The sequence below is a fragment of the Microbulbifer sp. S227A genome (assembly GCF_049800935.1).
In genome coordinates, this window is sequence record NZ_JBNAFZ010000005.1 from 149,337 (window position 1) to 173,389 (window position 24,053).

Below are 24,053 nucleotides of genomic sequence, written 5' to 3' on the forward strand. Positions count from 1 at the left end.
TCCCTTGCTTATTTGTCTGAAATGCTTGAGTCTTTGCGGTCCTGAAGGCGTCCCGACATGGCGAGCATCACCATTGACAGGGCCAGGAAGGTCAGCCCCACCGGGCTTTGCAGCATGAACCACGGGTCCGATCCGCTTGCCTCGAACGCATTGCGGACGGCGTTTTCCAGCGGTGCGGCCAGGATAAAGGCGATCACCATCGGCAGGATCGGCACATTCGCCAGCCGCATCAGGTAGCCGATGATGCCAAAGCCCAGGGTGACATAGATGCCGAACATCGAACCGACCTGCACATAGGTCGATGTCAGCGTCAGCAGCAGCACCGTGGGCAGCAGAATCTGCGCGGGGATCCTGATCAACCCGCCCAGCAACCGCATGAATGAGGCCCCGGTGAACCAGTTCACGATATTCGCGGTCATCATCAGGGTGAACAGGCCAAAGGCGATGACCAGTTCGCTGTTCACCGCGTCGGTGGTGAATTTAAAGACCGAGGGGCCGGGGTTGAAACCGCCGATCGTGTCGGCGGCCAGGATGATGAACACCGCCGCGACGTTGCCCGGAATGCCAAGCGACAGCGCCGGGATCAGGTTCGACCCGGACACAGCCGAGTTGGCGGCCTCGGTTGCGGCGATCCCCTGGGGCGCGCCTTCGCCGAATTTCACCTCACCCTTGTGCATCTTGCGGCCCGCCGTATAGCCAAGCGCGGCGGCGAGGGTCGAGCCGATGCCCGGCAGCGAACCGATGACCGAGCCGATCACCATCGACACGCCGATGAACGGCATCAGCATCCGGCGTTCCTTCCAGCTCAGCGACCGGTCGCCCAGTTCCACGCGGGGCACAGCCTTGCCGCCGATCCGGTTGCGCCACAGGGTATCAAAGCTGGCAAAGACCTCGCCGATGATCAGCACGCCGACAAACACCGCGATGGTCGGGAACCCGCTGGCCAAATCGTCGATGCCCAGGGTCAGACGCGGATAGGAATCCGCCCCGGTGCCGATGGCGGCGACCACAAAGCCAAAGCTGGCGGCGAGAATGCCCTTGGCCGGGTGCTTGCCCACGACGGCGGCCACAAAGGACAGCGACAGCACCATCAACGCGGCCTTTTCCGGCAGGCCGAGGAATTTCTCGATGGTGATGGCCAGGAACGGCGCGCAGGTGAACAGGACGAGATCGGAGAAGGTATCGCCCGACACCGACGAGAACTGGGCCACGCGCAGCGCCTTGCCCCCCTGCCCGTTGCGGGCCATCGGGTGCCCGTCAAGCGCCGTCATGAAGGCATCCGGCGTGCCCGGCGTGTTGAACAGGATCGCCGGAACCGCGCCGCCAAGCGTGGCGCCTTTCATGATCCCGACAAGGAACCCCATCACCGGCAGCAGCGCGTCCGGGGTAAAGCCGAAGGCCGAGATCAGGATCGGCAGCGCCATCGCCATGCCGAACGGTCCCGAGAGACCGGGGGTGGCGCCGATGATGACCCCGGCAAAGAACCCGGCAACCACCATCAGAACCGCCCAGGAAATCACCACCGGTCCAATCGTCAGGGCGGGGTTTGCCAGGAAGGCTTCGGCAATCCCGGCGAGAACGTATTCAAGCGGACCCATCAGAAATCTCCGTTTGGCGGCAGCAGCATGTTGTCGAAGGGCACGTCGTAGAGAAACGCCATCACGGCCGTTGCGAGAAAGGCGATTCCCAGGCTGCGCAGGGTGAAGGAGCGTTCAAGCAGCGATTTGAGCGCAAAGATCATGAACGTCCCCCCGGCCAGGAAGCCGGTGTATTTCCACGGAACGCTGTCGAGCTTGAGGCGGTAGGTCACCCCCTCATCGGCGAACAGCGCGATCAGGACCGGACCAACCCAGAGCATCAGCACGAAGGACACCAGCTGGATGCCCAGCACCAGCACAAGCAGCGGTGCCGAGAATTCCGCGCCGGCCTCGTTGTCGGGCCACAGATAGGCCGAGAGCCCGATCCAGAGCGCCGAACCCAGAACGCCGATCGCCCCGATTGTCGGCAGCAGCGCGTCACCGATCCGGATGGTGCGCCGCCATTCGTCGATCAGGCCGGTTTCAATGTCCAGCCTGATCCAGACCAGCAGCAGGATGAGGCTGAGAACCACCCCTATGATTGCCACGCTCAGATCGCGAATTAGGTTTGGTCTCGTCATGGCCACCTCCCCAGGGACTGCCGAAACTTGTGGAACTCAGTCTGCGGTTGCCTCCAGCAGCGCCTCGGAGTCCTTGCTTTCCTGTGCCACATAGGCATCGGCCGCGTCGCCGGAATTGATCTTGAGCACAAAGACCCGGTTGATGAATTCGTTGGACTTGGAGCCGTCTTTCTGGATCACCGTGGTGATCGCATCGGTCAGCGCGGTCTTGGCATCGTCCGGCAGGCCGGCGGGGGCCATCATGATGAAGGTCGCGCCAAAGAAGAAATCGACGCCCACGTCCTTGAGCGGTTCGGAATCGGGCGATACGTTGAGCGGCTGATCCTCGGCATTGGCGAGGTTCACCAGTTCGCCGGCGGCAACGCCCTTGGCCTGCGGCCCGGCCACCCAGCCGATATCGACATCATCGGCATTGATCGCATTGAGCACGCCGCGCCCGCCCTTGTAGCCGGAAACGATGTTGAAATTCACGTCATTGACCTTGCCGATGTAATAGGCCCCGTCGGCCAGGCGTGCGGTCATCGTGCCAAAGGAAATCTCTTCCCCGCCCTTCGCGGCGGCGATCACGTCCGACAGGTTGCTCCAGCCGCGCGACGCCTTGGCCACGACACCCATCTGGGTTCCGGCGATGGTGGTCAGAAAGTCGAAATCCTCCAGAGCATAGCCCGGATCCCGCGCCGCCAGGCGGTCATAGGCAAAGGTGTCGGTCACCCCCATGCCCAGGGTCAGCCCGTCTGCCGGGGCGTCCTTGAGCGAGCGCGCCATCACCGAGCCACCGCCGCCATCGACGTTCTCGGGAATGATGTTCCAGCCGTATTCCGCCGACAGGTCCTCGGCGATCAGGCGGGCCAGCGTATCCGCGCCGCCACCGGCCTTGAAGCCGATTTCGATCTTGATCGGGCCCGAGGGGGTCCATTCGGCCCAGGCGGGAACAGCGCTCATTGCGGCAATCACGGCCGCGGTCATAAGATGTTTCATGTATCCTCCCTTGCTCGCCGGATTGCAGGCGATGATCAAACATAGCAGCGGGGGAGTAGACACAGAAATACTATATCAGTATCACTCATATAATCTTTTGGTTATGGCGGAGGCGGCAATGACACCGAAGCTCCTGGCGCAATTTCTCGCGGTTTGCCGGCACGGTTCGGTTTCGGCGGCGGCAAAAGAGCTGCATATCGCCCAGCCCGCGCTCAGCAAGCAGATCGCCTTTCTTGAGCATTCGCTGGATGTGCAGTTGTTCCGGCGGCATTCCCGTGGCGTGACGCTGACCGAGTCGGGGGCGCTGTTGCGGGTGGATGCCGCCGAGATCATCCGCAAGATCGACTCGCTCAGGGAAAACCTGCACGGGCGCGGCACCCATGTGTCTGGCGAGGTTTCGGTGGCGATCATCACCTCGCTTGCCCCGGTCTTGGCGGTGGATGTCTATCAGCGCATCGACCGGGATTACCCCGACATCAAGCTGAACATCACGGCCATGCCCTCGGACCTGGTGAGCATGGCGCTGTTGCGGCAGGAGGTTGACCTGGCGATCCTGCCCAATGCCGCCACCGACCTGCCCAAGGCGCAGTCGCTGCCGCTGCTGGAGGAAGAGTTCTTTCTGATGGGTCCGCCCGGCTTTGCGCCGCCGTCCCAGACCATCGCCTTTTCCGCCATCGGCGATCGCCCGCTTGCCCTGCCCCGTGTCGGGCATGACATGCGCCGCCGGATCGAAGAGGTGGCGCGCAACGCCGGCACCGCGCTGAACGTGAAATACGAATCCGAGAACATCAACCTGCTCGGCGCGCTGGTGCGTGCCGGTCTGGCCAGCGGCATTCAACCGATCTCCTACTGGCTCGACCCGATTGCAGCGGGCCGGCTGGTGGCGCAAAAGATCGTTTCCCCGACGATCACCCGGGTTCATTCGCTGTGCTGGCTGCCCGAGCTTGCCCTGTCCCCGGCGGCCGAGGCGATCCGCGACATCCTGTTGGCCGAAGTGGCCAAGATGATCTCTGGGGGCAAGCTGTCGGGTCGGCAGCCGCGCACCATCGCGTCCTGATCTCGGCACATCGCGGTGTGGCTTGACTGTCGCGGGCGTTTTCGGCACCTGTTCGCCCGGTGGGGTTGCGACGGCACCGCGCGGCGCAACAGTGACGGAACATCCCGTGGATACAGCAATCAGGACCGGTAAAAACGCCAACCTGACAGGCGGCCTCTGGATGTTTGCCGCGATGGGGGCCTTTGCCATCGAGGATGCCTTTGTCAAGGCGGCCTCGGTCACCATCCCGGTGGGACAGATCCTGATCCTGTTCGGTCTGGGCGGGGCGCTGGTTTTCGCGGCGCTGGCGCTGGCCAATCGCGAGCCGCTTTTCGTGCGCGACGTGCTGTCGCCGCGGATGCTGCTGCGCATCCTGTTCGAGATCACCGGCCGGTTGTTCTATGTGCTGGCGGTGGCGCTGATCCCGTTGTCGGCGGCGACGGTGATCCTTCAGGCCACGCCGCTGGTGGTGGTCGCCTGGGCGGCGCTGTTCATGGGGGAACAGGTCGGCTGGCGTCGCTGGGTTGCGATTTTCATGGGTCTGGCCGGGGTGATCGTCATCGTTCAGCCGGGGTCCGACGGGTTTTCGGCGCTGTCGCTGCTGGCGGTGATCGGGATGCTGGGCTTTGCCGGGCGCGATCTGGCCAGCCGCGCCGCGCCGGCCACGATCAGCACGGTTCTTCTGGGTCTTTACGGGTTCCTGTCGGTTGTCATCGCCGGGGGACTCTATTCGGTATGGCAGGGCGTCCCGCCGGTGGTTCCGGATGGCCCCACCGCGCTCTGCCTGCTGGGGGCGGTGCTGGGCGGGGTTGCGGCCTATACCTGCCTGATGAAGGCCATGCGCACAGGAGATGTCTCGGCAGTCACCCCGTTCCGCTATACCCGCCTGCTCTTTGGGGTGGCGCTTGGCGTGCTGGTCTTTGGCGAGGCGCTCGGGGTCTCGATCCTGATCGGATCGGGGCTGATCGTGGCGTCGGGCCTGTTCATCCTGTGGCGCGGCAGGCAATCCGACGACAGCGGCGCCTGAGCCGGGCCAACAGATCGCCTCACGTCGCGCCCATCGCCGCCGCCCCACGCGCCGCCTTGCGCAGCAGGTCCGACAGGTGTCGACGCTCGTCCGGGTTCAGATGTGCCAGAACCTGATCCTGGTGAGCCGTCAGATAGCGCGCGGCGCGGGCCTGAAGGTCGCGCCCGGCCCCGGTGATCCTGAGCCGCGCCTGCCGCCCGTCCTCGGCATCCGGGGCGCGTTCGATGTAACCTTCGGCAACCATGCGGTGAACCGCGCGCGACACGGTGTTGCGCGGACGCTGTGACACCCGGGCCACGTCCTGCGCCGTCATCTCCGGGAAATGCGCCAGGCAGGCGAGCAAAACGAACTCGGCCCGGATCAGCCCCAGGTCGCGCTTGATATCCGCATAGGCGGGGATGGCGATCGACCCGGCCAGATAGGTTATCCGATACGCCTCGGGAAAGGCGATCATGTCGAACAACCCGGTGAAATCGCGCGTATGTCGCGGTTTCCGCTCGCGTGCCATGTTCGGTGCCCCTGCCGGTTGCGAAATTTGACTTGCCAGATCGGCGCGTCCCGCCCATATTGTTCCAATCGGAACAAGTTGTGCAAGCAAAAAACCTGCACGTCCTTTGGGGGAGGATTGCTTATGTCCAGCGCGCGCAAACGCCTGACGATCCCGGATCTGGCGGCGAAAAAGGCGGCGGGCGAGCGGTTGGTCATGGTGGCGGTGGGCGAGGTTCTGACCGCCGCCTGGGCCGAGCGCGCCGGCGTCGATATCGTCGGGGTCGGCGACAGTCTCGGGATGACGCTGCACGGGCATGAAAATACGCTGGCGATGACGGTCGGGCAGATGATCGACCATTGCAAGGCGGTGCGCCGGGGCGCGCCCAACACGATGTCGCTGGTGTCGATGCCCTATGGATCATATGCGACCCCCGACATCGCCATCCACAACGCGCTGCGCCTGATGAAAGAGGGCGGCGCGGATGCGGTCAAGCTGCAAACCGGGCGCGAGGGGTTCGACATCATCAAAGCGGTGGCGGATGCGGGCGTGCCGGTGATGAGCCATGTGGGCCTGTTGCCGCATCGGGTTCACATGCTTGGCGGCTTCCGGATGCAGGGCCGCACCGCGGATGAGGCAATGACCATCATCGACAATGCCCGCGCCATACAGGAGGCCGGCGCCATCGGGCTGGAGATCGAGGCGATGCCCTATGAGGTCGGCAAGGCGGTGGACGACGCGGTGTCGATCTTTACCTTTTCCATCGGCGCGGGCGCGGCGGGTACCTGCCAGCTCCTGAACGGCTATGACCTGCTCGGGGCCTTTGACACGTTCAAGCCGAAATTCGCCAAGCGCTATGCCAATATCGCCGAAACCGCGACGCGGGCCTTTGCCGATTACGCCGCGGATGTGCGGGCCGGAACCTTTCCCGACGCCGAACACAGCTACCGGATGAAACCCCAAGAAGCAGAGCGCCTTGCCGCCCTGCTCGCCAAAGGAGGATGACATGGACGGAAATGAGCCAATCCAAGCCAATGGTCAGCGCATCCCCAACGGGATGCTTCAGGACAATGGTCCGCGCAACATGTGGTGGGTCGCCGCCCATCGCCGCGAGGTCACGGACAAGCCGCTGGCGCGGTGGATCCTGGAAACCCCGGTGGTGCTCTACCGGCTTGCCGATGGCACGCCGGCGGCACTGTATGACCGTTGCCCGCATCGCTGGGCGCCGCTGTCACAGGGGCATGTGGACGGCGACAGGATCGTCTGCCCCTATCACGGGATGGAATTCAACACCGAGGGTCTCTGTACCAAGGCCCCGACCCAGCACATGAAGCCCAAACGCGCCGAGATCCCCTCCTATGCGGTGCGCGAGGCCGGGGCCTTTGTCTGGATCTGGATGGGCGATCAGGACGCGATCGATTGCGATCCGCCCGAGGTGGGCTATCAGACCGATCCCGGCTGGTCGTTTATCGACGGCTATTACGAGGTGGCGGCGAACTGGGTTCTGATCCGCGAAAACGTCATGGATCTGACCCATATCGCCTTTCTGCATCAGAACACCTTCAAGCAGAACGACTGGATCACCCCGCCCGATCACTACATGGAGGATGGGGTGGTCTGCTATGAGCAGGAGTTCGATCTCGCGCCGCTGTCGCCCTTGTTCTGCGCCGGGATGGGCCTGCCCGAGGACAAGCCGATCAAGCGCACGCAAAAGGGCCGGATGCCCAGCCTAGCGATCTCGTTCTCGGACTGGTGCGTGCATGACCCCGCCCCCGAACCCGGGCGGCGCTCGGATTTCGTGATGCGGGGCTGTCATATCGTGACCCCGGCTCAGCGCGGCCGGACGCATTATTTCTGGGGGGCCGCCTTTGACGTGCCGGAAATCACCGAGGATGTTGCCGAAAAGACCAAGGCCAGCATCGTCGCCGCCTTTGACGAGGACAAGAACCTGCTCGAACGCATGCAGTCCCAGATCGCGGCCGATCCCCGCGGGCTTGATTTTCTCGAAGTGACCTTGGGCGCGGACGGGGCCGGCATCTTTGTGCGGCAAATCCTGAACAGGAAACTGGCCGCCGAGGGGCGCAAGCTCTGACAACGACATGGCGCGGCGCAAAGCCCCGCCGACAGGGAGAGACCGCGATGACCGACCGCAGACCGCGCCCGCGCCGCAGCTTTATCTTTACGCCGGGATTGCGCCCCGACATGTATCCCAAGGCGCTGGCCTGCGGCACCGATATCGTCTGTGTCGAACTCGAAGACGGCATTGCGCCCAAGGACAAGGCCGAAGCCCGCCAGAAGGCGCTCGCGCTGTTCGCCGAGCCGCAGGCCGATGATGGTGTCGAACGGATCCTGCGCATCAATTCCATGCGCGAGCGGTTCGGGATCGAGGACATACAGGCGGTGCTGGCCACCCCGACCCCGCCGCCGGCCCTGATGATGCCCAAGGTGCGCACCCCGGACGAGGTGGTGATGCTCGACCAGCTGCTGGGCGAGGCCGGGCACGACACCCGCCTGCATGTCATCATCGAAACCAATGCGGGGCTGGAGGCGGCCCATGACATCGCCCATTGCTCGTCCCGGATCGACGCGATGTTCTTTGGCGGCGTCGACATGGCCGCCGAGCTGCGGTGTCGCAACGCGTGGGAGCCGCTGCTGCATGCCCGCGCGCGGGTGGTACATGCGGCCGCCAGTGCCGGGCTCGACGTGATCGACGTGCCCTATCTCGATCTGCAAGACCCTGACGGTATGCGCGTGGCCGCCGAACAGGCACGCGATCTTGGCTTTTCCGGCAAGGGCGCGGTTCACCCGAAACAGATCGCGGCGCTGAACGCGGTGTTCTCGCCGACCCCCGAGCAGATCGCCCGCGCCCGTCGCATCATTGCCGAGTTCGAGGCCGCCGATACCGGGCTGGTGGTGATTGACGGCAAGCTGATCGAAAAGCCGGTGCTGCGCGACATGCACCGTATCGTGGCCGTCGCCGCGCGCATGGAGGAACGGCAGCCGGCGTGACCCGCGGGTAGACGAAGCATTACATCTGACATATTTTTTGACACTTGTAAGGGGCGCTGAACCCCCGTATACTGCCGCCGAACAATCTCGGATGGGGTGCTGCTATGAATATCATTCTCGTGCTGGTCGACAGCCTGACGCGCAACTGCCTGCGGGCCTATGATCCGTCCAGCCCCTGTGAGACCCCCAATATCGACCGCTTTGCCAAACGCGCGGCGATCTTTGACAACCATTTCGTCGGCAGCCTGCCCTGCATGCCCGCGCGGCGCGAATTGATCGCCGGGCGCAAGGAATTCATGTGGCGCCCCTGGGGGTCGCTCGAAGTATTCGACCCACGCCTGCCGTCTGAAGTACGCAAGGGCGGTTATCACACCCATGTCGTCACCGACCACTACCATTACTGGGAAGAAGAGGCGAACGGCTATATCCAGAGCTATGACACCACCGAGATGATCCGCGGCTATGAGGTCGATCGCTGGCAGGCCCAGGATCCGACCGAGGACAAGCCCGCCTGGGTCAGGAATGTCGAGAAGTTCCGCGCCCCCGAGCATATCGGCCAGTATTACGCCAATACCAAGGATTTCGACGGCGAAGAGGATTATTTCTCGGCCAAGACCTTTGGCAGCGCCTGTGACTGGCTGGATCGCAATGGCGACAAGGGCAAGTTCTTTCTGCATGTCGAAACCTTTGACGTGCATGAGCCGTTCCACATCCCCGAACCCTACGAGAGCATGTATGCCGAGGGCGCGACCAAGAACGAGTTCAACGTGTGGCCGCCCTACCAGGTCTACAAGGATCTTGAGAATTTCATGGACCAGACCTCGCCCGAGGAGCTGAAATTCCTGCGCTCGCAATTCATGGGCAAGGTCACCATGATGGACAAGTGGTTCGGCACCCTGCTCGACAAGCTGGATGAACAGGGCCTGTGGGAGGACACGATGGTGATCCTGACCACCGATCACGGGCATGACATGGGGGAACGCCGCGCCTTTGGCAAGCAGCACCCGCATTACGACAGCCACGCGAATATCCCGCTGATGGTCTGGCACCCGCAAAACCCCGGCAATGGCAAGCGCATGGCCGGGCTGACCCAGACCGTCGACCTGTTTGCCACGATCATCGATGCGGCGGGGGTCGACGTGACCGAGGCGAACCGGCACAGCCGCTCGCTGCTGCCGATGATCGTTGATGATGCGCCCTCGCCGCGCGACGCGGTGCTGTACGGCACGTTCGGACAAGGGATCTGTGCCACCGACGGGACCTGGACCATCATGAAGGCCCCCGACCCGGACAAGCCGCTATTTCTGTATTCGACCGCGATCTTCCGTCCGCTGATCGTGGACAACCCGGTTGACGGGCGTCTGGCCAAGGCACCGAACAAGCCGGTTGACCAGGGTTACTTCGATCCTTCGGTGGACCTGCCCATGTGGCAGATCCCGATCAAGATCGACCCGCGCACCGAAGAGAACCTGCTTTACAACCGGGCGCAGGATCCGCAACAGGCGAAAAACCTGTGGGACGCGGCCCCGGAGGAACGCGCCCGGATGCTCGACCTTGTGCGCGCGCTGATGGAAGACGAAGGCTGTCCGCCCGAGCAATATGACCGCCTTGGCCTGAAAGACCCCGTTCCCGCCTGATGCGGGGGCGGCGGGGCGCGCTCACACGTCCCAGACGACGCGGAATCCCGTATGGGTCGTGGTGCTGTCCGGCGAATTGCCGGTGCGCGCGGCAATGCGGTAGCGATAGCAATAGCTCTTGTGGCACAGGAACGAGCCGCCCTTGGCCAGCTTGAAGCCCTTCATCGCCGCCTGCCGCGCCTTGGCCCCGCGTTTCAGCGAGCGGATGCGGAACGGCTCGGCGGTCCATTCCCAGACATTGCCCACGAGGCTGTAAAGGCCATAGCCATTGGGCGCATAGGACCGGGCCGGCGCGGTTGTGACATACCCGTCGCGGCCAAGGTTGGTTTCCGGAAAGCGACCCTGCCAGATGTTGCAGGGGAAATGTTCGGTGTCGTCAGGTTCTTGATCGCCCCAGGGAAAGCGCACATCGCCCAGCCCGCCGCGCGCGGCATGTTCCCATTCGGCCTCGGTCGGCAGGCGGCCCCCCACCCATTCGGCATAGGCACGCGCGTCATTCCAGCTGACCTGCACCACCGGATGATCCGGGTGCCAGGCCGCGTCGGCGGTGCCGGGGCCATTGATGTCGCGCCAGGTGGCGCCGTCGATCCGCCGCCACCATTCGACATCGACAACGCCACGGGTCGGGCCGACATGATCGGGCACCTGCGCCCAGAACACGAAGGACCAGCCATAGCGCTCGGCTTCGGTGACATAGCCGGTGGCGGTGATGAATTCGGCAAACTCGGCATTGGTGATCGTGGTGACGCCGATCCGGAACGGTGCGATGGGACGGCGGCGCAGCGGTCCCTCTGCATCCTCGATCAGCATCGGCTCATCCGTTCCCACCAGCGCCTTGCCGCCGGGAATTTCGACCGATGGCGGCCGCGCCCCGCCCCCCTGTGCAACCGGCGCGGCGGCGGGCAGCGCGTCGCGCCCGGCGGCGGGGGTACAGCACCCCGCCTTGGTCGGTGCCTCGCCCGGTTCAGCCATCGAGCAGCGCCAGCGCCAGCGGTTTGTCCACCACGAGATGCGTGGCCAGCCCGCCGCGAATGCAGGCAAGCGTCGCCTCGGCCCGGTCGGTGCCGCAGACCACCAGCAGCTTCTTGCGCGCACTTCTGAGGTCGGCGACATTGGCCGCGATCAGCCGGTCATGCGGCGGCAGGTCAATCTGTGCCCCCTCTTCGGACAGGTAGCGGCAACACAGGATACCCACCGCCCCGGCGTCAACCGCATCGGCCAGCGCCGCCTCCGATGTCATGCCGGCGGCCACCAGATGGGTCTGCGCGGTCACGTTGCCCACGGCATAGATCGCCAGGTCGAGCGATTGCAGCCGCTCCATCTGCATCTGGATGGTGGGTTCCGCACATATCTGCCGCGCCAGTTCGGCGCTGGAAATCAGGCCCGGCGCGTGCAGCGTATAACACCGCGCGCCCAGCTTGTTGGCGATCTGGATGGTACAGTTTTCCGACGCCGGCACCCGGTCCGAGATCATCGACCCGATCAGCTGGCAGACCTCGATATCCGCCACCGCATTGCGCGGCATGGCATCGGCCACCGCCATGATGGTTTCCCCCCAAGCCACCCCAAGCCGGTCGCCGGGTTCCACCACGTCAAGCACCGCCATCGCCGCCACGCGGGCGAGTTGGTCAAGGCTCTCGGCGCGTGACATCTTCACGCTTTCCGAGGCCGGTTGCGCCACGTAGACATCTTCGAGCGCGTATTTCTCGCGCAGTTCCCGCGCCAGGCTCGACCCGGTGAGGAACTGACCGTCCACCCGGATTTCCACCACGCCCAGCTCGCGGCTTTCGCGCAGCATGTTGACGATGGTGGCGCGGCTGACCTTCATGCGCTTGGCGATTTCGCCCTGGGTCAGCCCCTCGCCATAGTAGAGCAGCGCCACGTTTGACAGCAGCGCTTCCTTTTCACCCGAACTGCGTTGCGGAGCGGTTGTTTTGTTCATGCTCAAGCATTTACCCGCTTTGCCCCCGCTTGGCCATAGTTCTGACGGAACCATGCGTAACACCGGTCGATCTCTTCCTGCGGCAATTCCTCGACCGGCCCGCGCAGCATCGCCAGGTGGGTCGTCATCGCCGCCTCTTCGAGATACATGGCGATCGACGTGGCCTCGGTCGCGGATTTACCCATGGTAAACACCCCATGCGCCTTGACCAGCGCCGCCATGCCGCCATCCGCCGCCTCGAGGATCGCCTTGCCGGTATCGACCTCGCCGGGCGTGGCATAGCGCGAACAGGGCACGTCACGGCCCAGCATATGGGTGATCGGGGTCAGCACCGCCGGGATCCGCTCGCCCCGCGCGGCAAAGCTCGACGCATAGGGGGAATGGGTGTGGCACATGCCGCGCACGTCATCGCGGTGGCGATAGATATAGAGGTGAATGCCGGTATCCACCGACGGTTTCATCTCGCCCTCGATCACGTTGCCGTCGAGATCGACGACCACCATGGTGTCGGGTGTCAACTTGGCGAATTTCACGCCCGATGGCTTGATCACCACCAGCCCGGTTTCCGGGTCGCGCCCCGACACGTTGCCGCCCGAGCCCACTACCAGCCCGTTGCGGGGCAGCTCGTGATTCTGTTCGCAGACTTCCTCTTTCAGCGCTTCGAGCATTATGCGGCCTCCTGCTTTTCTGAGGGAATGCCATGGGGATAGACGACGATCTTGAGGCTCTTTTCGGCCTCGACCAGCATCCGGAACGCCTCGGGCGTGTCGGCGATGTCAAAGCGATGCGAGATCGCCGCCTCGGCATTGATCCGCCCCGCTTCCAGCAGCCGGATATAGCTGTAGGTATCGGTGTGATCCGAGGAATAGCGCGAGGTCACGGTGATCTGGTCGAAATAGGCGGCATTGCCGTCGCGCGCCCATTGCTCGCCCGGCGGCATCGGCGCGCCCAGATGCAGGCAGCCCCCCACCTCGGTCAGCGCCAGCGCCTGTTCCCAGGCGGCGGCAAAGGGTGCGATGACGATGACCGTATCCGCCAGCCGTCCGTTGTTGAGCGCGCGCATCGCCTCGACCGCGTCTTCGGTTTTCGGGTTGATCGTATGGGTCGCGCCGAATTCGCGCGCCTTGGCCAGCCGCCAGTCCGAGAAGTCCAGCGCCACGACCTTGCCCGCGCCAAACAGCGGCGCGAGATGGACAAAGCCCTGCCCCATGAAACCGGCCCCGACCACGGCCACGGTATCGCCGGGCTGGATGTTGCAGACCTTGAGCCCCGACAACACGCAGGACCACGGCTCGATGGTGACGGCGGCCTCGGTGGAAATCGACTCGGGCAGCTTGTGCGTGTCCATCGCCAGGTGTTGCGCGGTCACGCGGTAGTAATCACAGACCCCGCCGGGATCGAGCTTCATCGACTTGTAGAACGGATCGCGGGTAAAGTGGCCGCGCCGCGACAGGTGCGAATTGACCCGCCCCACATGGTGATTGACAAACAGCCGGTCGCCGATCTTGTAATCGGTGACACCGGCCCCGACCTCGACCACCTCGCCCACCGGCTCGTGGCCCAGGACCTTGGGCTCGGTCTTGTACCAGGCCATGGTTTCGCCGCCGCACAGGCCACAGGCCAGGGTCTTGAGCAGCAATTCCCCCGGCCCGATCTCGGGGACGGGCCGGTCTTCGATGCGAATGTCGTCAATCGCATATTGAACGGCGGTGGTCATCATGTTGGTCATGTCGTGGTCTCCCGCAAGGTGTTGAGTTCGGCCTGCAAGGCGCGGTGCGAACGCGAAATCATGGCGTAGCGCGCATATACCGGGCCATAGGCGGCGTGGTTCTGGGGGGTGTAGCTCTGCAAGTCCTCGTCGCGGCTGGCCAGCGCCACCGCCTCGCCCAGGCCGGAGGCCGACGCGCCAAGCGCCGCCGCCCCCCAGAGCCCGTGATCCGATGCGGCGCTGACCAGAACCGGCTGGCCCACCACATCGGCGATGATCTGGCACCAGACCGGGTTTTTCGACCCGCCCCCGGTGAGCTGTACCGGCGTCGTGGGCAGGCCGGTTTCCTCTTCAAAGCAATGCCGCAGGCTGAGCGCCGCGCCCTCCATCACGGCGCGGCCCATGTCCCCGGTGGTGCTGGCCGAGGACAGGCCGTGAAACGCGCCACGCAGGTTGGGCGCGACAAAGGGCGCGCGTTCGCCATTCAGATAGGGCAGGAACGTCACGCCATTGGCACCGGGCGGCACATCCCTGACCAGCGCGTTCATCCGCGCCGCGACCTCGCCCGCCGATGCGCCGCCAAGGCTCTGGGGATGCAACGCCGCGAACCAGTCAAAGGCCGCCGCCCCGGTGGTCGGGGCCAGCACGCGGATGGTGACCGGGGCGGTCGGATGCAGACAGCTCGCCCCCACCGGCGCGTTGGCGGGCTCGATCCGGTCGGTCAGGATGTTGACCACCGCCGTTGTGCCCATGATCATCATGGTCTCGCCCGCACGGTGCAGCCCCATGCCCACCAGCATCGCCGACAGATCGAGCGTGCCGACCGAAACCATCAGCCCGGCGGGCAGCCCGGTGGCCTGTGCCGCGGCCTCGGTGACCTGGCCCAGCACGCTGTCGGCGCTGCGCGGTTCGATCAGCTTGTCGGCCAGATCGGCGCAATCCAGCGCGTCAAGCTGTGCGCGGGCATAGCTGCGGCTGGCAATGTCGAGAAACGGGATGGTGGCGTCGGAAAAATCGGTGGCCAGTGCCCCGGTCAGGTTCAGCCCGATCCAGTCGACACAGGTCATCACATGGGCGGTGCTTGCCGCCATCTCGGGCCGGTTCGCGCGCACCCATCGCCACAACATGCCGGATGTGCCCGACCAGAGCGAGGTGTTGCAGCCACGCCCGATCACCGCCGCCGCGCCGCTGGCGTCCAGTGTATCAAGGTCATCCGCGGTGCGCGTGTCGTTCCACAGCATCGCCGGCCCGGCAGGCGCGCCATCGGCGGTCACACACCACAACCCGTCGCCCTGCGCGGCAATGCCCAGCGATTGAAACACGGCCCCGTCACATTGCGCCACCAGGTCCGACAGCACCCCGGTCACGGTCTGCCAGACCTGCGCCATGTCCTGTTCATTGCCGCCGCCGGGCACCTGTGTCACCTTGCTTGGTGCTTCGGACAGGGCAACCTGCCGGCCATCCGGCGTATAGGCGGCGGCCTTGACGGCGGTGGTGCCGACATCCAGTCCCAACCAGAGTTTTGTCATGGCCTCCTCCTTCACGAGCTGTGTCCCGAATGGATGCGCGGCGGGCGATCAACGCTCAGCGGCGGCACGGGGGCGGTCCATTTCTCGATCCTGACCAGCGCCGTATGGGCGCAATTGCCCTGGCTGAGTTCGGAACAGCCCTTGTCCAGCGTCAGCACGTTCGGGTTGCCATGCACCTCGAGCTGAGCGCCATTCACCACTTGCGGATCGAACCACGCGCCGGTTGGCAGGGCAACACAATCGCGCCGCAGCAGCGGTTCGAGCCGCACCCCGGCCAGACAGGCCCCCCGCGCGTTCCACAACCGCATGACATCGCCCTGGGCCAGGCCGAACCGCGCCGCCGTCTCTGGGTGCAGGCTGGCGGCTTCCCGGCCCGCGATCTTGTCGGACTGTGCCTCGCTGCCGCGGTCGTTCTGGGAATGCAGCCGGGTGTCGGGCTGGCCGGAGACAAGATGCAGCTCGTCCGCTTGCGCCTGCAACAGGGTTTCGGCGGGCATCAGCCAGCGGGGCTGGCCGGGACAATCGGGCAGGTCGAGACCGGCAATGGTCTGGTTGGTCAGGGTGATCCGCCCGCTTTCGGTCGCGAGCGGATGCGCCTCGGGGTCGGCCACGAAATGATCAAGGGCGACCTTTTCCTCGAAGGCGTCCGGCACGTCGAACCGGCCGCTCTCGCGGAAGCTGTCATATTCGGGCAAGGCAAAGCCGTTCTCCTGCGCCACGCCCTGCGCCCGCGCCCAGAGATGACGCAGCCAGCTTTCGGGATCGCGCCCTTCGGTGAATGCTTCTTCGACCCCGAAATGCCGCGACAGGCGGCGAAAGATCTCGTGATCGTCCAGCGCCTGGCCCATCGGTTCATGCATCTTGGACATATAGATCAGGCTGGGATCGCGCCGGTTGATCATCAGGTCGTCGCGCTCGAACGGAGTGGTTGCCGGCAGCACGATATCCGCGTGCCGCGCCGTCGCGGTCCAGGAATGATCCTGTACGATCACCGTATCGGGCCGTGTCCACGCCTTGCGCAGCCGGTTCAGGTCCTGATGGTGGTGGAACGGGTTGCCGCCACACCAATAGACCAGCCGAATGTCCGGATAGCGCCGGTTTTCGCCGTTGAACCGATAGGGCGCTCCGGGGTTCAGCAGCATGTCGGCAATGCGTGCGACCGGGATCGCGTCGCGGATCGGGTTCCGGCCCTGCGACACCGAGGGCCAGCCGATCCAGCGCATCGGCCGCCCCACAGGGGTTGTCGAGCCATAGCCGAACCCGAACCCGGTGCCCGGCTTGCCGATCTGTCCGAGAATACAGGCCAGCCCGAGCGCCGCCCAGATCACCTGTTCCCCGTGATCGCTGCGTTGCAGGCCCCAGTTTACCGTGACCATGCTGCGGCTCTCGCTCAGGGCGCGGGCCAGGGCGCGGATGTCATCGGCGGGAATGTCGCACAGCGGCGCGGCCCAGTCGGCGGTTTTCGCCGCGCCATCGGTCTCGCCCAGCAGGTAGGCGCGCCATTCGGGCCAGCCGCTGGTGCGGGTGGCAAGAAAATCCTCGTCCGCCCGGCCGGTGACGACCAGCTCATGCGCCAGCGCCAGCAGCAGGGCCGCGTCGGTGCCGGGCCGGATCGACAGCCATTCGGCGCCGGGCAGGTCGCTGCCGCGGGGCGACACGTTCACGATCCGCCCGCCGCGTTCGCGCATCCGGTCCAGCGGTGCGCCGATATCGTGCCGGGTGACGCCGGAGGATGAAATCTGGGCGGTGCGTTCGGAAATGCCGCCAAAGGCCAGCAACAGATCGCAATGTTTGCCCACCAGGCTGAGGCTGGTCATCGCGTCGAACATGCCGCGATTGGTTAGCCCGAGAACATGCGGAAACAGCACCTCGGCCCCGGCATGGGAATAGGTCTCGTGCGCGCCGACATAGCCGCCGACAAGGTTCAGGAACCGCCGCAGCTGGCTCTGGGCATGGTGGAACCGCCCGGCGCTGGCCCAGCCGTAAGAGCCGCCAAAGATCGCCTGGTTGCCATGGGATTTGCGAACGCAGCGGATTTCGCGCGCGACCAGCGCGGTGGCCTCGTCCCAGGTCAGTTCACGATAACCGTCGCGCCCGCGCCCTGCCCCGTTGTCACCGTCAAGCCAGCCTTCGCGCACCATCGGCGCATGGACACGGCTGGCGGGATCGCGTGCCGCCGACAGCCAGCCGCGCCCGATGCGCGACGGGCGCGGATCGTCCTCGACCGGCCGCAATTCATCGCCCTCGATCCGATAGGCTCCCCAATGTGCTGCGGTGTACTTCATCTGTCGCCCTTTCCGCCCGCTGCCCCGTGACTTTCCCGTGATGCTTGACTTTTACATATGATCGATCTAGTAACATTTGTAAAGCGTCAAATCAGAGGAAGCTCAGAGGAAGCCATGCAGAATGAAAGAACCACGGAAGACATCGCGCTCGGGATCCGGCGTCGCGTCTTTGAGCACACGATTCGCAACAATGGTGGCTATCTGAGCCAGGCGTGCTCTGCCGCCGAGCAATTGGCATGGCTCTATAACGAAGAGCTCACGCTGGGCAATCCGACCCTGCCGATGATCCCCAAGCCGTTTGAGGGCGTGCCGTCGCCGTCCAACCCTGACTATCACACCGGTGCCGGGTATAATGGCCCCGCCGCCCCGGAATTCGACCGGCTGTTCATCGCGCCCGCACATTACGCTCTGGTTGCCTATGCCACGCTGATCGAGGTTGGCCGCATGGCCCCCGAAGGGCTCGAGATGTTCAACCAGGACGGCTCGTCGGTCGAGATGATCGGGGCGGAACATTCGCCCGGCATGGAGGTGCATAACGGCACGCTCGGCATCGGGTTGTCCACCGGCGCGGGGCTGGCCTATGGTCGCAAGCTGCGCGGCGAGCCGGGGCGCACATGGGTGTTCATGTCGGATGGCGAAGTGCAGGAAGGCCAGACCTGGGAGGCGGTGCAGGCCGCGCGCTTCCACGGGATCGACAACCTGTGCGCCATCATGGACGTCAACGACCAGCAATGCGACGGTGCCATGGACAGCGTGATGGAAGTCGGCGACATCCGCCGCAAGTTCATCGAATTCGGGGCCGCCTGTGTCGAGATCGACGGCCATGACGTGCAGGCCATGCGCGACGCCAAGAACGAACCGCATGATGGCCGGCCGCTGATCATCCTCGCGCGGACATCGCCCTATCAGACGATGCCGATCCTCGAGGAACGTTTTCCGCGGCTGCACTATGTACGCTTTAAATCCGAGGATGAACGCGCCCGGTTCAACACGTCGATTGCCGCCGACCTGGGCGTCGACCCCATCGATTACGCGCATTAAGGAGACCTGCACATGGTTGAAATGGTATCCCGCCCCTACGCGTCGGCCTTTGAGAAATTCGCCGCCGGCAATCCCGACATCCTCTGCCTGTCCGCCGACCTGACCTCGTCCTGCGAGATCGACGGGTTCCGCGACCGGCACCCGGACCAGTTCCTGTCGCTGGGCATGGCGGAACAGAACATGCTGAGCTTTGCCGGCGGCCTTGGCCTTGCCGGGTATCGCCCGTTCATTCACACGTTCGGCGTGTTCATGTATCGCCGCCCCTATGACCAGCTGATGGCCTCGATCGCCTATCCCCGCCGCAAGGTGCGGCTGATGGGGTTCCTGCCGGGCGTGACCACGCCGGGCGGCATGACCCACCAGTCGATCGAGGATATCTCGGTCATGCGGTCGATCCCCAACATGACCATCCTGGAAACCGGCGACGCCACCGAGGTCGAGAGCATCTGCGAAGCCGCCGACAGCATCGACGGGCCGGTCTGGTGCCGGGTGCTGCGCGGATCGGTGCCGCGCCTGTTCGACACGCCGATCAAGGTCGGCGAGATGCGGGTACTGTCCGAAGGCGATGACATCCTGGTCGTGACCTCGGGCATCAGCACCGAAGAGGCAATGCGCGCCCGCTCGGCGCTGGCCAATGCCGGGCTGTCCATCCGCCACATCCACCTGCATACGATCAAACCCTTTGATCACAAGCAGTTGCTGGACCATATCGGGTCGGTGAAACACGGGGTTGTGACGCTGGAAAACCACGTTACCGAAGGCGGTATCGGCAGCCTTGTGGCCGAAACCATGGCCGATGCGGGTGTCGGCAAGCGGCTGGTGCGGCTGGGGTTGAAAGACACCTATGCCCATGGCGGATCGCGCGCCTATCTGATGCGCTATTACGGTCTGGACGCGCTGGCGCTGGTCGGCGGGATCGAAGACCTGATGGGCCAGAAATTCGGCATCAGCGAAGCCGACCTGGCCGAGGCCCGGGTGGACGACGTGCACTCGCTGGTCAAGGCAGAGGCCCTGTAAACCAACCACTCACGCAGCAAGACCAGAGCGCCCCGCGACAGCGGGGCGTTTTTTCGTGTCTTCGATGTTTGGCGGTTCCTCGGAAAGGTCGGGTACCCTGCCTTGCGTCGGGCAAGCCAAGACTGATGCGCAAACGCGGTTCGACCTCCGGCGATTGCCCAGCAGCGCCGCGGGCAAGGCCGGTTCCGGCCTAGGGGTAAACGCGCCGGTTGGCGCGGTATCACGTCCTTTCGGGCGACATGGAGTAAATTGGGGTGTGCACGTAAAAAAGCGCGCCGGTCATAGGGATCGACGCGCTTCAGGTGCCCCGCGAGGGGTCAGGGAGGTTAGTGGTCGAGCATCCCCCACAGGCGACGCTTGATCTCGAGGAACTCATCGGTCAGGCGCATCTCGTCGGTGCGCGGACGCGGCAGGCTGACCTCTTCGATGTGGTGTACCCGGCCCGGGCGCGAGGACAGCACGATGATCTTGTCGGACAGAAAGATCGCTTCTTCGATGTCGTGGGTCACGAAAACCACGGTCTTTTTCGATTTCTGCCAGGTCGCCAGCAGGTCGGATTGCATCCGTTCCTTGGTCTGGGCGTCCAGCGCGCCAAAGGGCTCGTCCATCAGCAGCACATCGGGATCGTTGGCATAGACACGGCCGATATCGACCCGTTTGCGCATCCCTCCTGACAGCTCGCGCGGCCAGCGGTTTTCGAACCCCTTGAGGCCGACCATCTCGGTCCATTTGGCTTCGATCTGCGATTGCTCGCGGGCCGAGGCCCCGCGCAGGCGCGGCCCGTATGAGATGTTCTTGGCCACGGTCATCCAGGGGAACACCGCGTCCTGCTGAAACACCATGCCGCGGCGGCGGTCGGTGCCTTCGATCACCTCGCCATCCAGCGTCATCTTGCCGTCGGACGGGGCGAACAGCCCGGCCATCATCTTGAGCAGCGTGGATTTCCCACAGCCCGAGGTGCCGATGATCGAGTTGAAAGACCCGGATTCAAAGGTCAGGTTGATTTTGTCGAGAACGGTCAGGGCGTTGGGTCCGCCCTTGCCGAAGGTATGTGTCAGGTTGTCGACGTCGATCTGGGGCATTACTCGCGGGCCTCCGACCATTGCATGAGGTAAGCTTGGATTTTGCGGAAGATGCGATCCATGATGAAGGCACAACCGCCGATGATGACGATGATCATCATGACCTGGTCGGTCAGGAAATACCGCCGCCCTTCCTGCAACAGGAAGCCCAGCCCGTTCTGTGCCGCCAGCAGCTCCGAGGCCACAAGCGTGGTCCATGCCGCCGCCAGCGCGATCCGATAGCCGGTGATGATGAACGGGGTCGCCGCCGGCACCGCAACGGTGCGGAACACCTGGAAGCGGTTGGCCCCCATGGTCGAGGCCGCGTCCACATAGACCTGCGGCACGTTCTTCATGCCGGCGATCACGTTGACCACGCAGACCATGAAACAGGCGATGGTGATGATCAGGACGCGGCTGAACTCGCCGATGCCGAACCAGATGATGATGATCGGGATATAGGCCAGTGGCGGGATCGGGCGCAGCGCCTCGATCAGCGGGTCGAACAGGTATTCAACGATCTTGTACCAGCCGATCAGGCAGCCAATCACCAGCGCCAGGGTGGTTCCGATGAAAAATCCCATCGCGATGCGGAACAGGCTGGCCCCCAACGCGGTCAGCAGGCTGCCGCTGGTGAGGTTGGTGTGAAACGACGTGAGGATGTCGGAAATCGGCGGCAACAGCGCCGGGTTGTTGTCGGGCTGGTTCGTGATCCAGATATAGATCGCGAACACGGTGGCGATCGACAAGGCACCCAACCAAAGGCGCCTTGATTTCAGGGTTTGCAACAGGTCCATGGCGATCAGAGCTGCGCGACGATCTGGTCAGAGACCAATGCATCAAGGTCGGGCATGTTGCGAATGCGGTCATTCTCGACCAGGAATTCCGACTGCACGCGCAACGCGTTTTGCAGGATGCCATCGGCATAGACCGCCTTGATCTCGGGGACGTCGAAATAGAAATACCCGTTCAACAGCGGTTCGACCTCTTCCGCGGTGACGCCGGCGCGACCGATGCCGCTTTGCCATGCGATCATCCGTTGTACCACCTCGGCATTGTCCTCGCGCAGCATCGCGACGCCCTGTTCATGGAAGGCGCGGACCACTTCGGTCAGGGCGTCCTGCTTGGCGTCAACCGTCTGTTGGGTTGTCATGAACACGTCCATGATCGAGGGGCGCTTGTCGATCGGCATCGCCGCCCCTTCGGCCAACATGCTGGCACCGGGCAGTTTTTCAAAGATCAGCTGGCGCGACGTGGCCAACGGCACCGTGGCATCCACCGCCCCGGCAATCAGCGCCGCCTGCGCGTCGATCGGCTCCATGTTGATCCGGGTCAGCGGCATCTCGGCAAGCCCGGCCTGTTCGAGCGCGACGCCCAGGAAGAAATCGAAATTCGAGCCCGAGGTGACGGCGATCCGCTTGCCTTCCAGATCGGCCAGCCCCTGCATGCCGGGCTTGCCGACGATGGTGAACAGGCCCGAGGCATCGCCACAGACCGAAATCTCGCGGAAATCGGCGACGTTGCGCGCCATCGCCGCCAGCGGCGGCACCGACCCGACGGTGATCGCATCGACCGAGCCGCCAACCATCGCCTCGATGGCCGGGGGGCCCGAGGGGAATACGCTGAAATCCATCTCGACGCCCGGCGCGAACCCCTGGTCCTGGACAAGCCAGTAGATACCAAAGGAATAGGCCGGAATGATTCCGACGCTCAGCTTTTCGGTGGCCGCGTGCGCCTTGCCGACAAAGAATGTCGGAGCCGCCAGCGCCGCCCCCATCGCGGCCCCGCCCTGCAGCAGCGTGCGGCGTGAAACATAGCTGGTTTTCGAGTTTGCCATCTTGTCCTCCCTCGTGGCAGACCACAGAGCCTGGTCAACAGGTTCCCTATCCCGCCCTACTATTCCCATAGTTTTTACTTTTGTCAATTTATTTCTCATATGACAAGGCGAGCGGCGCAGCCCCGTCGCACCGGGGCAGAGCCGCTGGCGCCTGGTTGCGGGGTGTCCCGCCCGACTGGCGACACGGGTCCGGCCCATGGGCCGCCGGGACCTACGGTGATACGATATCCGAGCGTGGAATGTGAAGTTCGGATTGCAAGTTCCTGAAAAAAGACGACCGTGTGCCAGGGCGGACCGGTCCTTGGGTTTCAGTGCGACAGAAACACCGGGACCGTTGCGTGTTCCATGACATCGGTGGTCGGCCCGCCGAACAGGTCATGGGAGAACTTGCTATGCTCATAGGCTCCCATCACGATCAGCTGTGCGCCGATGTCGCGGGTGGTGTCGAGCACCGTCTGGCCAATCGATCCCCGGGCGGGTGTGACCAGCAATTCGGCATTGATGCCATGCCGCCGCAAATTGCGGATCAGCCGCTCCGAGCCGCGCGGGGCCTCTTTGCCGACGCAGAGCACGGTGACCTTGGCCTTGTCCTCGAGCACCGACATGGCATCGCCCAGGGCGCGCGCGGCCGAGCGTTTGCCATCCCAGGCGACAATCGCGTGATCGGCAAGCCCGTCGCGGGCATAGGCATCGGGCACGACCAGTACCGGGCGGCCGCTCTGAAGCGCCACGAGATCAGGGTGCGCGGCCAGGTGGGTATCGGCGATGTCGCGGGAGGGAACACCGGTGACAACCAGGTCATAAAGTCGCGCCACCTCGGCCAGCACCAGTTCCTTGTCATCGGTGATTTCAAGGAATTCGGCGCGTTCCGCGAGGCCGCGCGCCTTGGTTTCGGCGGTGAAATCATCCGAGATCTTGCGGATCTTGGCGGCGTCGCTGTCCTGCAACCGGTCGAGGATTTCCTGGGGCAGTTGGTTTGAAAACCGCGATTCGATCACGGGCCGCCCATGCCGCACGATGCCGGTCAGCCAGCCGTCATAATGGCTGGCGATCCGGATGGCATAGCGCAGGCTGGCCACTGCCCTGTCATTGCCGTTATAGGCGCAGAGGATGTTTTGCATTTTCATCGTCATGTTCTCCGTCGGGTGAATCGCGCGGACGACCTGTGCGCGGGGGTATTGCAAAGGAAGCTTTGCCGATCCCGGTCCTGACCGTTGATACAACGACGCACCCAGCGTGAGTAGGGCGAATGCGCCGCCGGGACGTTCGACGGGCTTGCGGATGCGGGCGCGAGCGGTCAC

Annotated in this window: 22 protein-coding genes; 8 read left to right on the plus strand and 14 right to left on the minus strand. The window is 64.4% G+C overall.

Annotated features, from left to right (window positions below; all coding sequences use genetic code 11):
* Positions 1-8 precede the first annotated feature (8 nt).
* Genes ACP15R_RS13855 through ACP15R_RS13865 form a run of 3 tightly spaced genes read right to left on the minus strand, consistent with a single transcriptional unit; the run spans position 9 to position 3,136 of the window.
* Positions 9-1,598: a tripartite tricarboxylate transporter permease gene (locus ACP15R_RS13855; RefSeq protein ID WP_424987016.1), complete on the minus strand. Its 1,590-nt coding sequence runs from the start codon at positions 1,596-1,598 to the stop codon at positions 9-11.
* Positions 1,598-2,158 (minus strand): hypothetical protein, encoded by a 561-nt coding sequence (locus ACP15R_RS13860; protein WP_424987017.1) that lies wholly within the window; start codon positions 2,156-2,158, stop codon positions 1,598-1,600. Before ACP15R_RS13860 ends, ACP15R_RS13855 begins: the two co-directional genes overlap by 1 nt.
* 36 nt (positions 2,159-2,194) lie before the next feature.
* The gene (locus tag ACP15R_RS13865) at positions 2,195-3,136 is read right to left on the minus strand and encodes a tripartite tricarboxylate transporter substrate-binding protein (protein WP_424987018.1); all 942 of its coding nucleotides are present in this window, start codon (positions 3,134-3,136) and stop codon (positions 2,195-2,197) included.
* Positions 3,137-3,254: 118 nt separating this feature from the next.
* Here ACP15R_RS13865 and ACP15R_RS13870 point away from each other — a divergent pair, with 118 nt between their 5' ends.
* Positions 3,255-4,193, plus strand: coding sequence for a LysR family transcriptional regulator (locus ACP15R_RS13870; RefSeq protein ID WP_424987019.1), 939 nt, complete (start codon positions 3,255-3,257; stop codon positions 4,191-4,193).
* Between the two features lie 106 nt (positions 4,194-4,299).
* A complete protein-coding gene (locus tag ACP15R_RS13875) occupies positions 4,300-5,199 on the plus strand; it encodes a DMT family transporter (protein ID WP_424987020.1) in 900 nt (299 codons plus the stop codon).
* Between the two features lie 19 nt (positions 5,200-5,218).
* Here the strand turns inward: ACP15R_RS13875 and ACP15R_RS13880 are convergent, their stop codons facing one another.
* Positions 5,219-5,707: a MarR family winged helix-turn-helix transcriptional regulator gene (locus ACP15R_RS13880; RefSeq protein WP_424987021.1), complete on the minus strand. Its 489-nt coding sequence runs from the start codon at positions 5,705-5,707 to the stop codon at positions 5,219-5,221.
* 123 nt (positions 5,708-5,830) lie between these two features.
* On the opposite strand from ACP15R_RS13880, the gene panB reads away from it, so the two are divergent.
* The 4 genes from panB to ACP15R_RS13900 all read left to right on the plus strand — a co-directional run bounded on the left by panB (position 5,831) and on the right by ACP15R_RS13900 (position 10,332).
* Positions 5,831-6,691, plus strand: a complete 861-nt coding sequence (gene panB / locus ACP15R_RS13885; RefSeq protein ID WP_424987022.1) for a 3-methyl-2-oxobutanoate hydroxymethyltransferase — start codon at positions 5,831-5,833, stop codon at positions 6,689-6,691.
* Between the two features lies 1 nt (position 6,692).
* The gene (locus tag ACP15R_RS13890; protein WP_424987023.1) at positions 6,693-7,778 is read left to right on the plus strand and encodes a Rieske 2Fe-2S domain-containing protein; all 1,086 of its coding nucleotides are present in this window, start codon (positions 6,693-6,695) and stop codon (positions 7,776-7,778) included.
* A 47-nt stretch (positions 7,779-7,825) separates the two neighbouring features.
* Positions 7,826-8,695, plus strand: coding sequence for an HpcH/HpaI aldolase/citrate lyase family protein (locus ACP15R_RS13895; RefSeq protein WP_424987024.1), 870 nt, complete (start codon positions 7,826-7,828; stop codon positions 8,693-8,695).
* A 104-nt stretch (positions 8,696-8,799) separates the two neighbouring features.
* Complete coding sequence (locus ACP15R_RS13900; protein ID WP_424987025.1) at positions 8,800-10,332, plus strand: sulfatase; 1,533 nt, start codon at positions 8,800-8,802, stop codon at positions 10,330-10,332.
* A gap of 21 nt (positions 10,333-10,353) precedes the next feature.
* On the opposite strand, the gene ACP15R_RS13905 is transcribed toward ACP15R_RS13900, so the two are convergent.
* Genes ACP15R_RS13905 through ACP15R_RS13930 form a run of 6 tightly spaced genes read right to left on the minus strand, consistent with a single transcriptional unit; the run spans position 10,354 to position 17,796 of the window.
* Positions 10,354-11,304 (minus strand): formylglycine-generating enzyme family protein, encoded by a 951-nt coding sequence (locus tag ACP15R_RS13905; protein ID WP_424987026.1) that lies wholly within the window; start codon positions 11,302-11,304, stop codon positions 10,354-10,356.
* The gene (locus ACP15R_RS13910) at positions 11,297-12,274 is read right to left on the minus strand and encodes a sugar-binding transcriptional regulator (RefSeq protein WP_424987027.1); all 978 of its coding nucleotides are present in this window, start codon (positions 12,272-12,274) and stop codon (positions 11,297-11,299) included. Before ACP15R_RS13910 ends, ACP15R_RS13905 begins: the two co-directional genes overlap by 8 nt.
* Before the next feature lie 2 nt (positions 12,275-12,276).
* Complete coding sequence (locus ACP15R_RS13915; protein WP_424987028.1) at positions 12,277-12,942, minus strand: class II aldolase/adducin family protein; 666 nt, start codon at positions 12,940-12,942, stop codon at positions 12,277-12,279.
* Positions 12,942-14,003: a zinc-binding dehydrogenase gene (locus ACP15R_RS13920; protein ID WP_424987029.1), complete on the minus strand. Its 1,062-nt coding sequence runs from the start codon at positions 14,001-14,003 to the stop codon at positions 12,942-12,944. The genes ACP15R_RS13915 and ACP15R_RS13920 overlap by 1 nt, the downstream gene beginning before the upstream one ends.
* Positions 14,000-15,511, minus strand: a complete 1,512-nt coding sequence (locus ACP15R_RS13925; protein ID WP_424987030.1) for an FGGY-family carbohydrate kinase — start codon at positions 15,509-15,511, stop codon at positions 14,000-14,002. Before ACP15R_RS13925 ends, ACP15R_RS13920 begins: the two co-directional genes overlap by 4 nt.
* An 11-nt stretch (positions 15,512-15,522) precedes the next feature.
* Positions 15,523-17,796 (minus strand): molybdopterin-dependent oxidoreductase, encoded by a 2,274-nt coding sequence (locus tag ACP15R_RS13930; protein WP_424987031.1) that lies wholly within the window; start codon positions 17,794-17,796, stop codon positions 15,523-15,525.
* Positions 17,797-17,910: 114 nt separating this feature from the next.
* On the opposite strand from ACP15R_RS13930, the gene ACP15R_RS13935 reads away from it, so the two are divergent.
* Positions 17,911-18,837 (plus strand): transketolase, encoded by a 927-nt coding sequence (locus tag ACP15R_RS13935; RefSeq protein WP_424987032.1) that lies wholly within the window; start codon positions 17,911-17,913, stop codon positions 18,835-18,837.
* 12 nt (positions 18,838-18,849) lie between these two features.
* Positions 18,850-19,854, plus strand: a complete 1,005-nt coding sequence (locus ACP15R_RS13940; RefSeq protein ID WP_424987033.1) for a transketolase family protein — start codon at positions 18,850-18,852, stop codon at positions 19,852-19,854.
* 326 nt (positions 19,855-20,180) lie between these two features.
* Here ACP15R_RS13940 and ACP15R_RS13945 read toward each other — a convergent pair whose 3' ends face one another.
* The 4 genes from ACP15R_RS13945 to ACP15R_RS13960 all read right to left on the minus strand — a co-directional run bounded on the left by ACP15R_RS13945 (position 20,181) and on the right by ACP15R_RS13960 (position 23,879).
* Positions 20,181-20,936: an ABC transporter ATP-binding protein gene (locus ACP15R_RS13945; protein ID WP_424987034.1), complete on the minus strand. Its 756-nt coding sequence runs from the start codon at positions 20,934-20,936 to the stop codon at positions 20,181-20,183.
* Positions 20,936-21,664 carry an ABC transporter permease gene (locus tag ACP15R_RS13950; protein WP_424987035.1) on the minus strand — a complete coding sequence of 243 codons (729 nt, stop codon included), beginning with the start codon at positions 21,662-21,664 and terminating at the stop codon, positions 20,936-20,938. The genes ACP15R_RS13945 and ACP15R_RS13950 overlap by 1 nt, the downstream gene beginning before the upstream one ends.
* A 53-nt stretch (positions 21,665-21,717) precedes the next feature.
* Complete coding sequence (locus ACP15R_RS13955; RefSeq protein ID WP_424987036.1) at positions 21,718-22,752, minus strand: ABC transporter substrate-binding protein; 1,035 nt, start codon at positions 22,750-22,752, stop codon at positions 21,718-21,720.
* Between the two features lie 308 nt (positions 22,753-23,060).
* Positions 23,061-23,879, minus strand: a complete 819-nt coding sequence (locus ACP15R_RS13960) for a universal stress protein (RefSeq protein ID WP_424987037.1) — start codon at positions 23,877-23,879, stop codon at positions 23,061-23,063.
* Between the last annotated feature and the right edge of the window lie 174 nt (positions 23,880-24,053).

Bases quoted from the DNA above. Each gene is read 5' to 3' on its own strand.
- ACP15R_RS13855 (WP_424987016.1), bottom strand. From the start codon at position 1,598: ATGGGTCCGCTTGAATACGTTCTCGCCGGGATTGCCGAAGCCTTCCTG.
- ACP15R_RS13860 (WP_424987017.1), bottom strand. From the start codon at position 2,158: ATGACGAGACCAAACCTAATTCGCGATCTGAGCGTGGCAATCATAGGG.
- ACP15R_RS13865 (WP_424987018.1), bottom strand. From the start codon at position 3,136: ATGAAACATCTTATGACCGCGGCCGTGATTGCCGCAATGAGCGCTGTT.
- ACP15R_RS13870 (WP_424987019.1), top strand. From the start codon at position 3,255: ATGACACCGAAGCTCCTGGCGCAATTTCTCGCGGTTTGCCGGCACGGT.
- ACP15R_RS13880 (WP_424987021.1), bottom strand. From the start codon at position 5,707: ATGGCACGCGAGCGGAAACCGCGACATACGCGCGATTTCACCGGGTTG.
- panB (WP_424987022.1), top strand. From the start codon at position 5,831: ATGTCCAGCGCGCGCAAACGCCTGACGATCCCGGATCTGGCGGCGAAA.
- ACP15R_RS13890 (WP_424987023.1), top strand. From the start codon at position 6,693: ATGGACGGAAATGAGCCAATCCAAGCCAATGGTCAGCGCATCCCCAAC.
- ACP15R_RS13895 (WP_424987024.1), top strand. From the start codon at position 7,826: ATGACCGACCGCAGACCGCGCCCGCGCCGCAGCTTTATCTTTACGCCG.
- ACP15R_RS13900 (WP_424987025.1), top strand. From the start codon at position 8,800: ATGAATATCATTCTCGTGCTGGTCGACAGCCTGACGCGCAACTGCCTG.
- ACP15R_RS13905 (WP_424987026.1), bottom strand. From the start codon at position 11,304: ATGGCTGAACCGGGCGAGGCACCGACCAAGGCGGGGTGCTGTACCCCC.
- ACP15R_RS13910 (WP_424987027.1), bottom strand. From the start codon at position 12,274: ATGAACAAAACAACCGCTCCGCAACGCAGTTCGGGTGAAAAGGAAGCG.
- ACP15R_RS13915 (WP_424987028.1), bottom strand. From the start codon at position 12,942: ATGCTCGAAGCGCTGAAAGAGGAAGTCTGCGAACAGAATCACGAGCTG.
- ACP15R_RS13920 (WP_424987029.1), bottom strand. From the start codon at position 14,003: ATGACCAACATGATGACCACCGCCGTTCAATATGCGATTGACGACATT.
- ACP15R_RS13925 (WP_424987030.1), bottom strand. From the start codon at position 15,511: ATGACAAAACTCTGGTTGGGACTGGATGTCGGCACCACCGCCGTCAAG.
- ACP15R_RS13930 (WP_424987031.1), bottom strand. From the start codon at position 17,796: ATGAAGTACACCGCAGCACATTGGGGAGCCTATCGGATCGAGGGCGAT.
- ACP15R_RS13935 (WP_424987032.1), top strand. From the start codon at position 17,911: ATGCAGAATGAAAGAACCACGGAAGACATCGCGCTCGGGATCCGGCGT.
- ACP15R_RS13940 (WP_424987033.1), top strand. From the start codon at position 18,850: ATGGTTGAAATGGTATCCCGCCCCTACGCGTCGGCCTTTGAGAAATTC.
- ACP15R_RS13945 (WP_424987034.1), bottom strand. From the start codon at position 20,936: ATGCCCCAGATCGACGTCGACAACCTGACACATACCTTCGGCAAGGGC.
- ACP15R_RS13955 (WP_424987036.1), bottom strand. From the start codon at position 22,752: ATGGCAAACTCGAAAACCAGCTATGTTTCACGCCGCACGCTGCTGCAG.
- ACP15R_RS13960 (WP_424987037.1), bottom strand. From the start codon at position 23,879: ATGAAAATGCAAAACATCCTCTGCGCCTATAACGGCAATGACAGGGCA.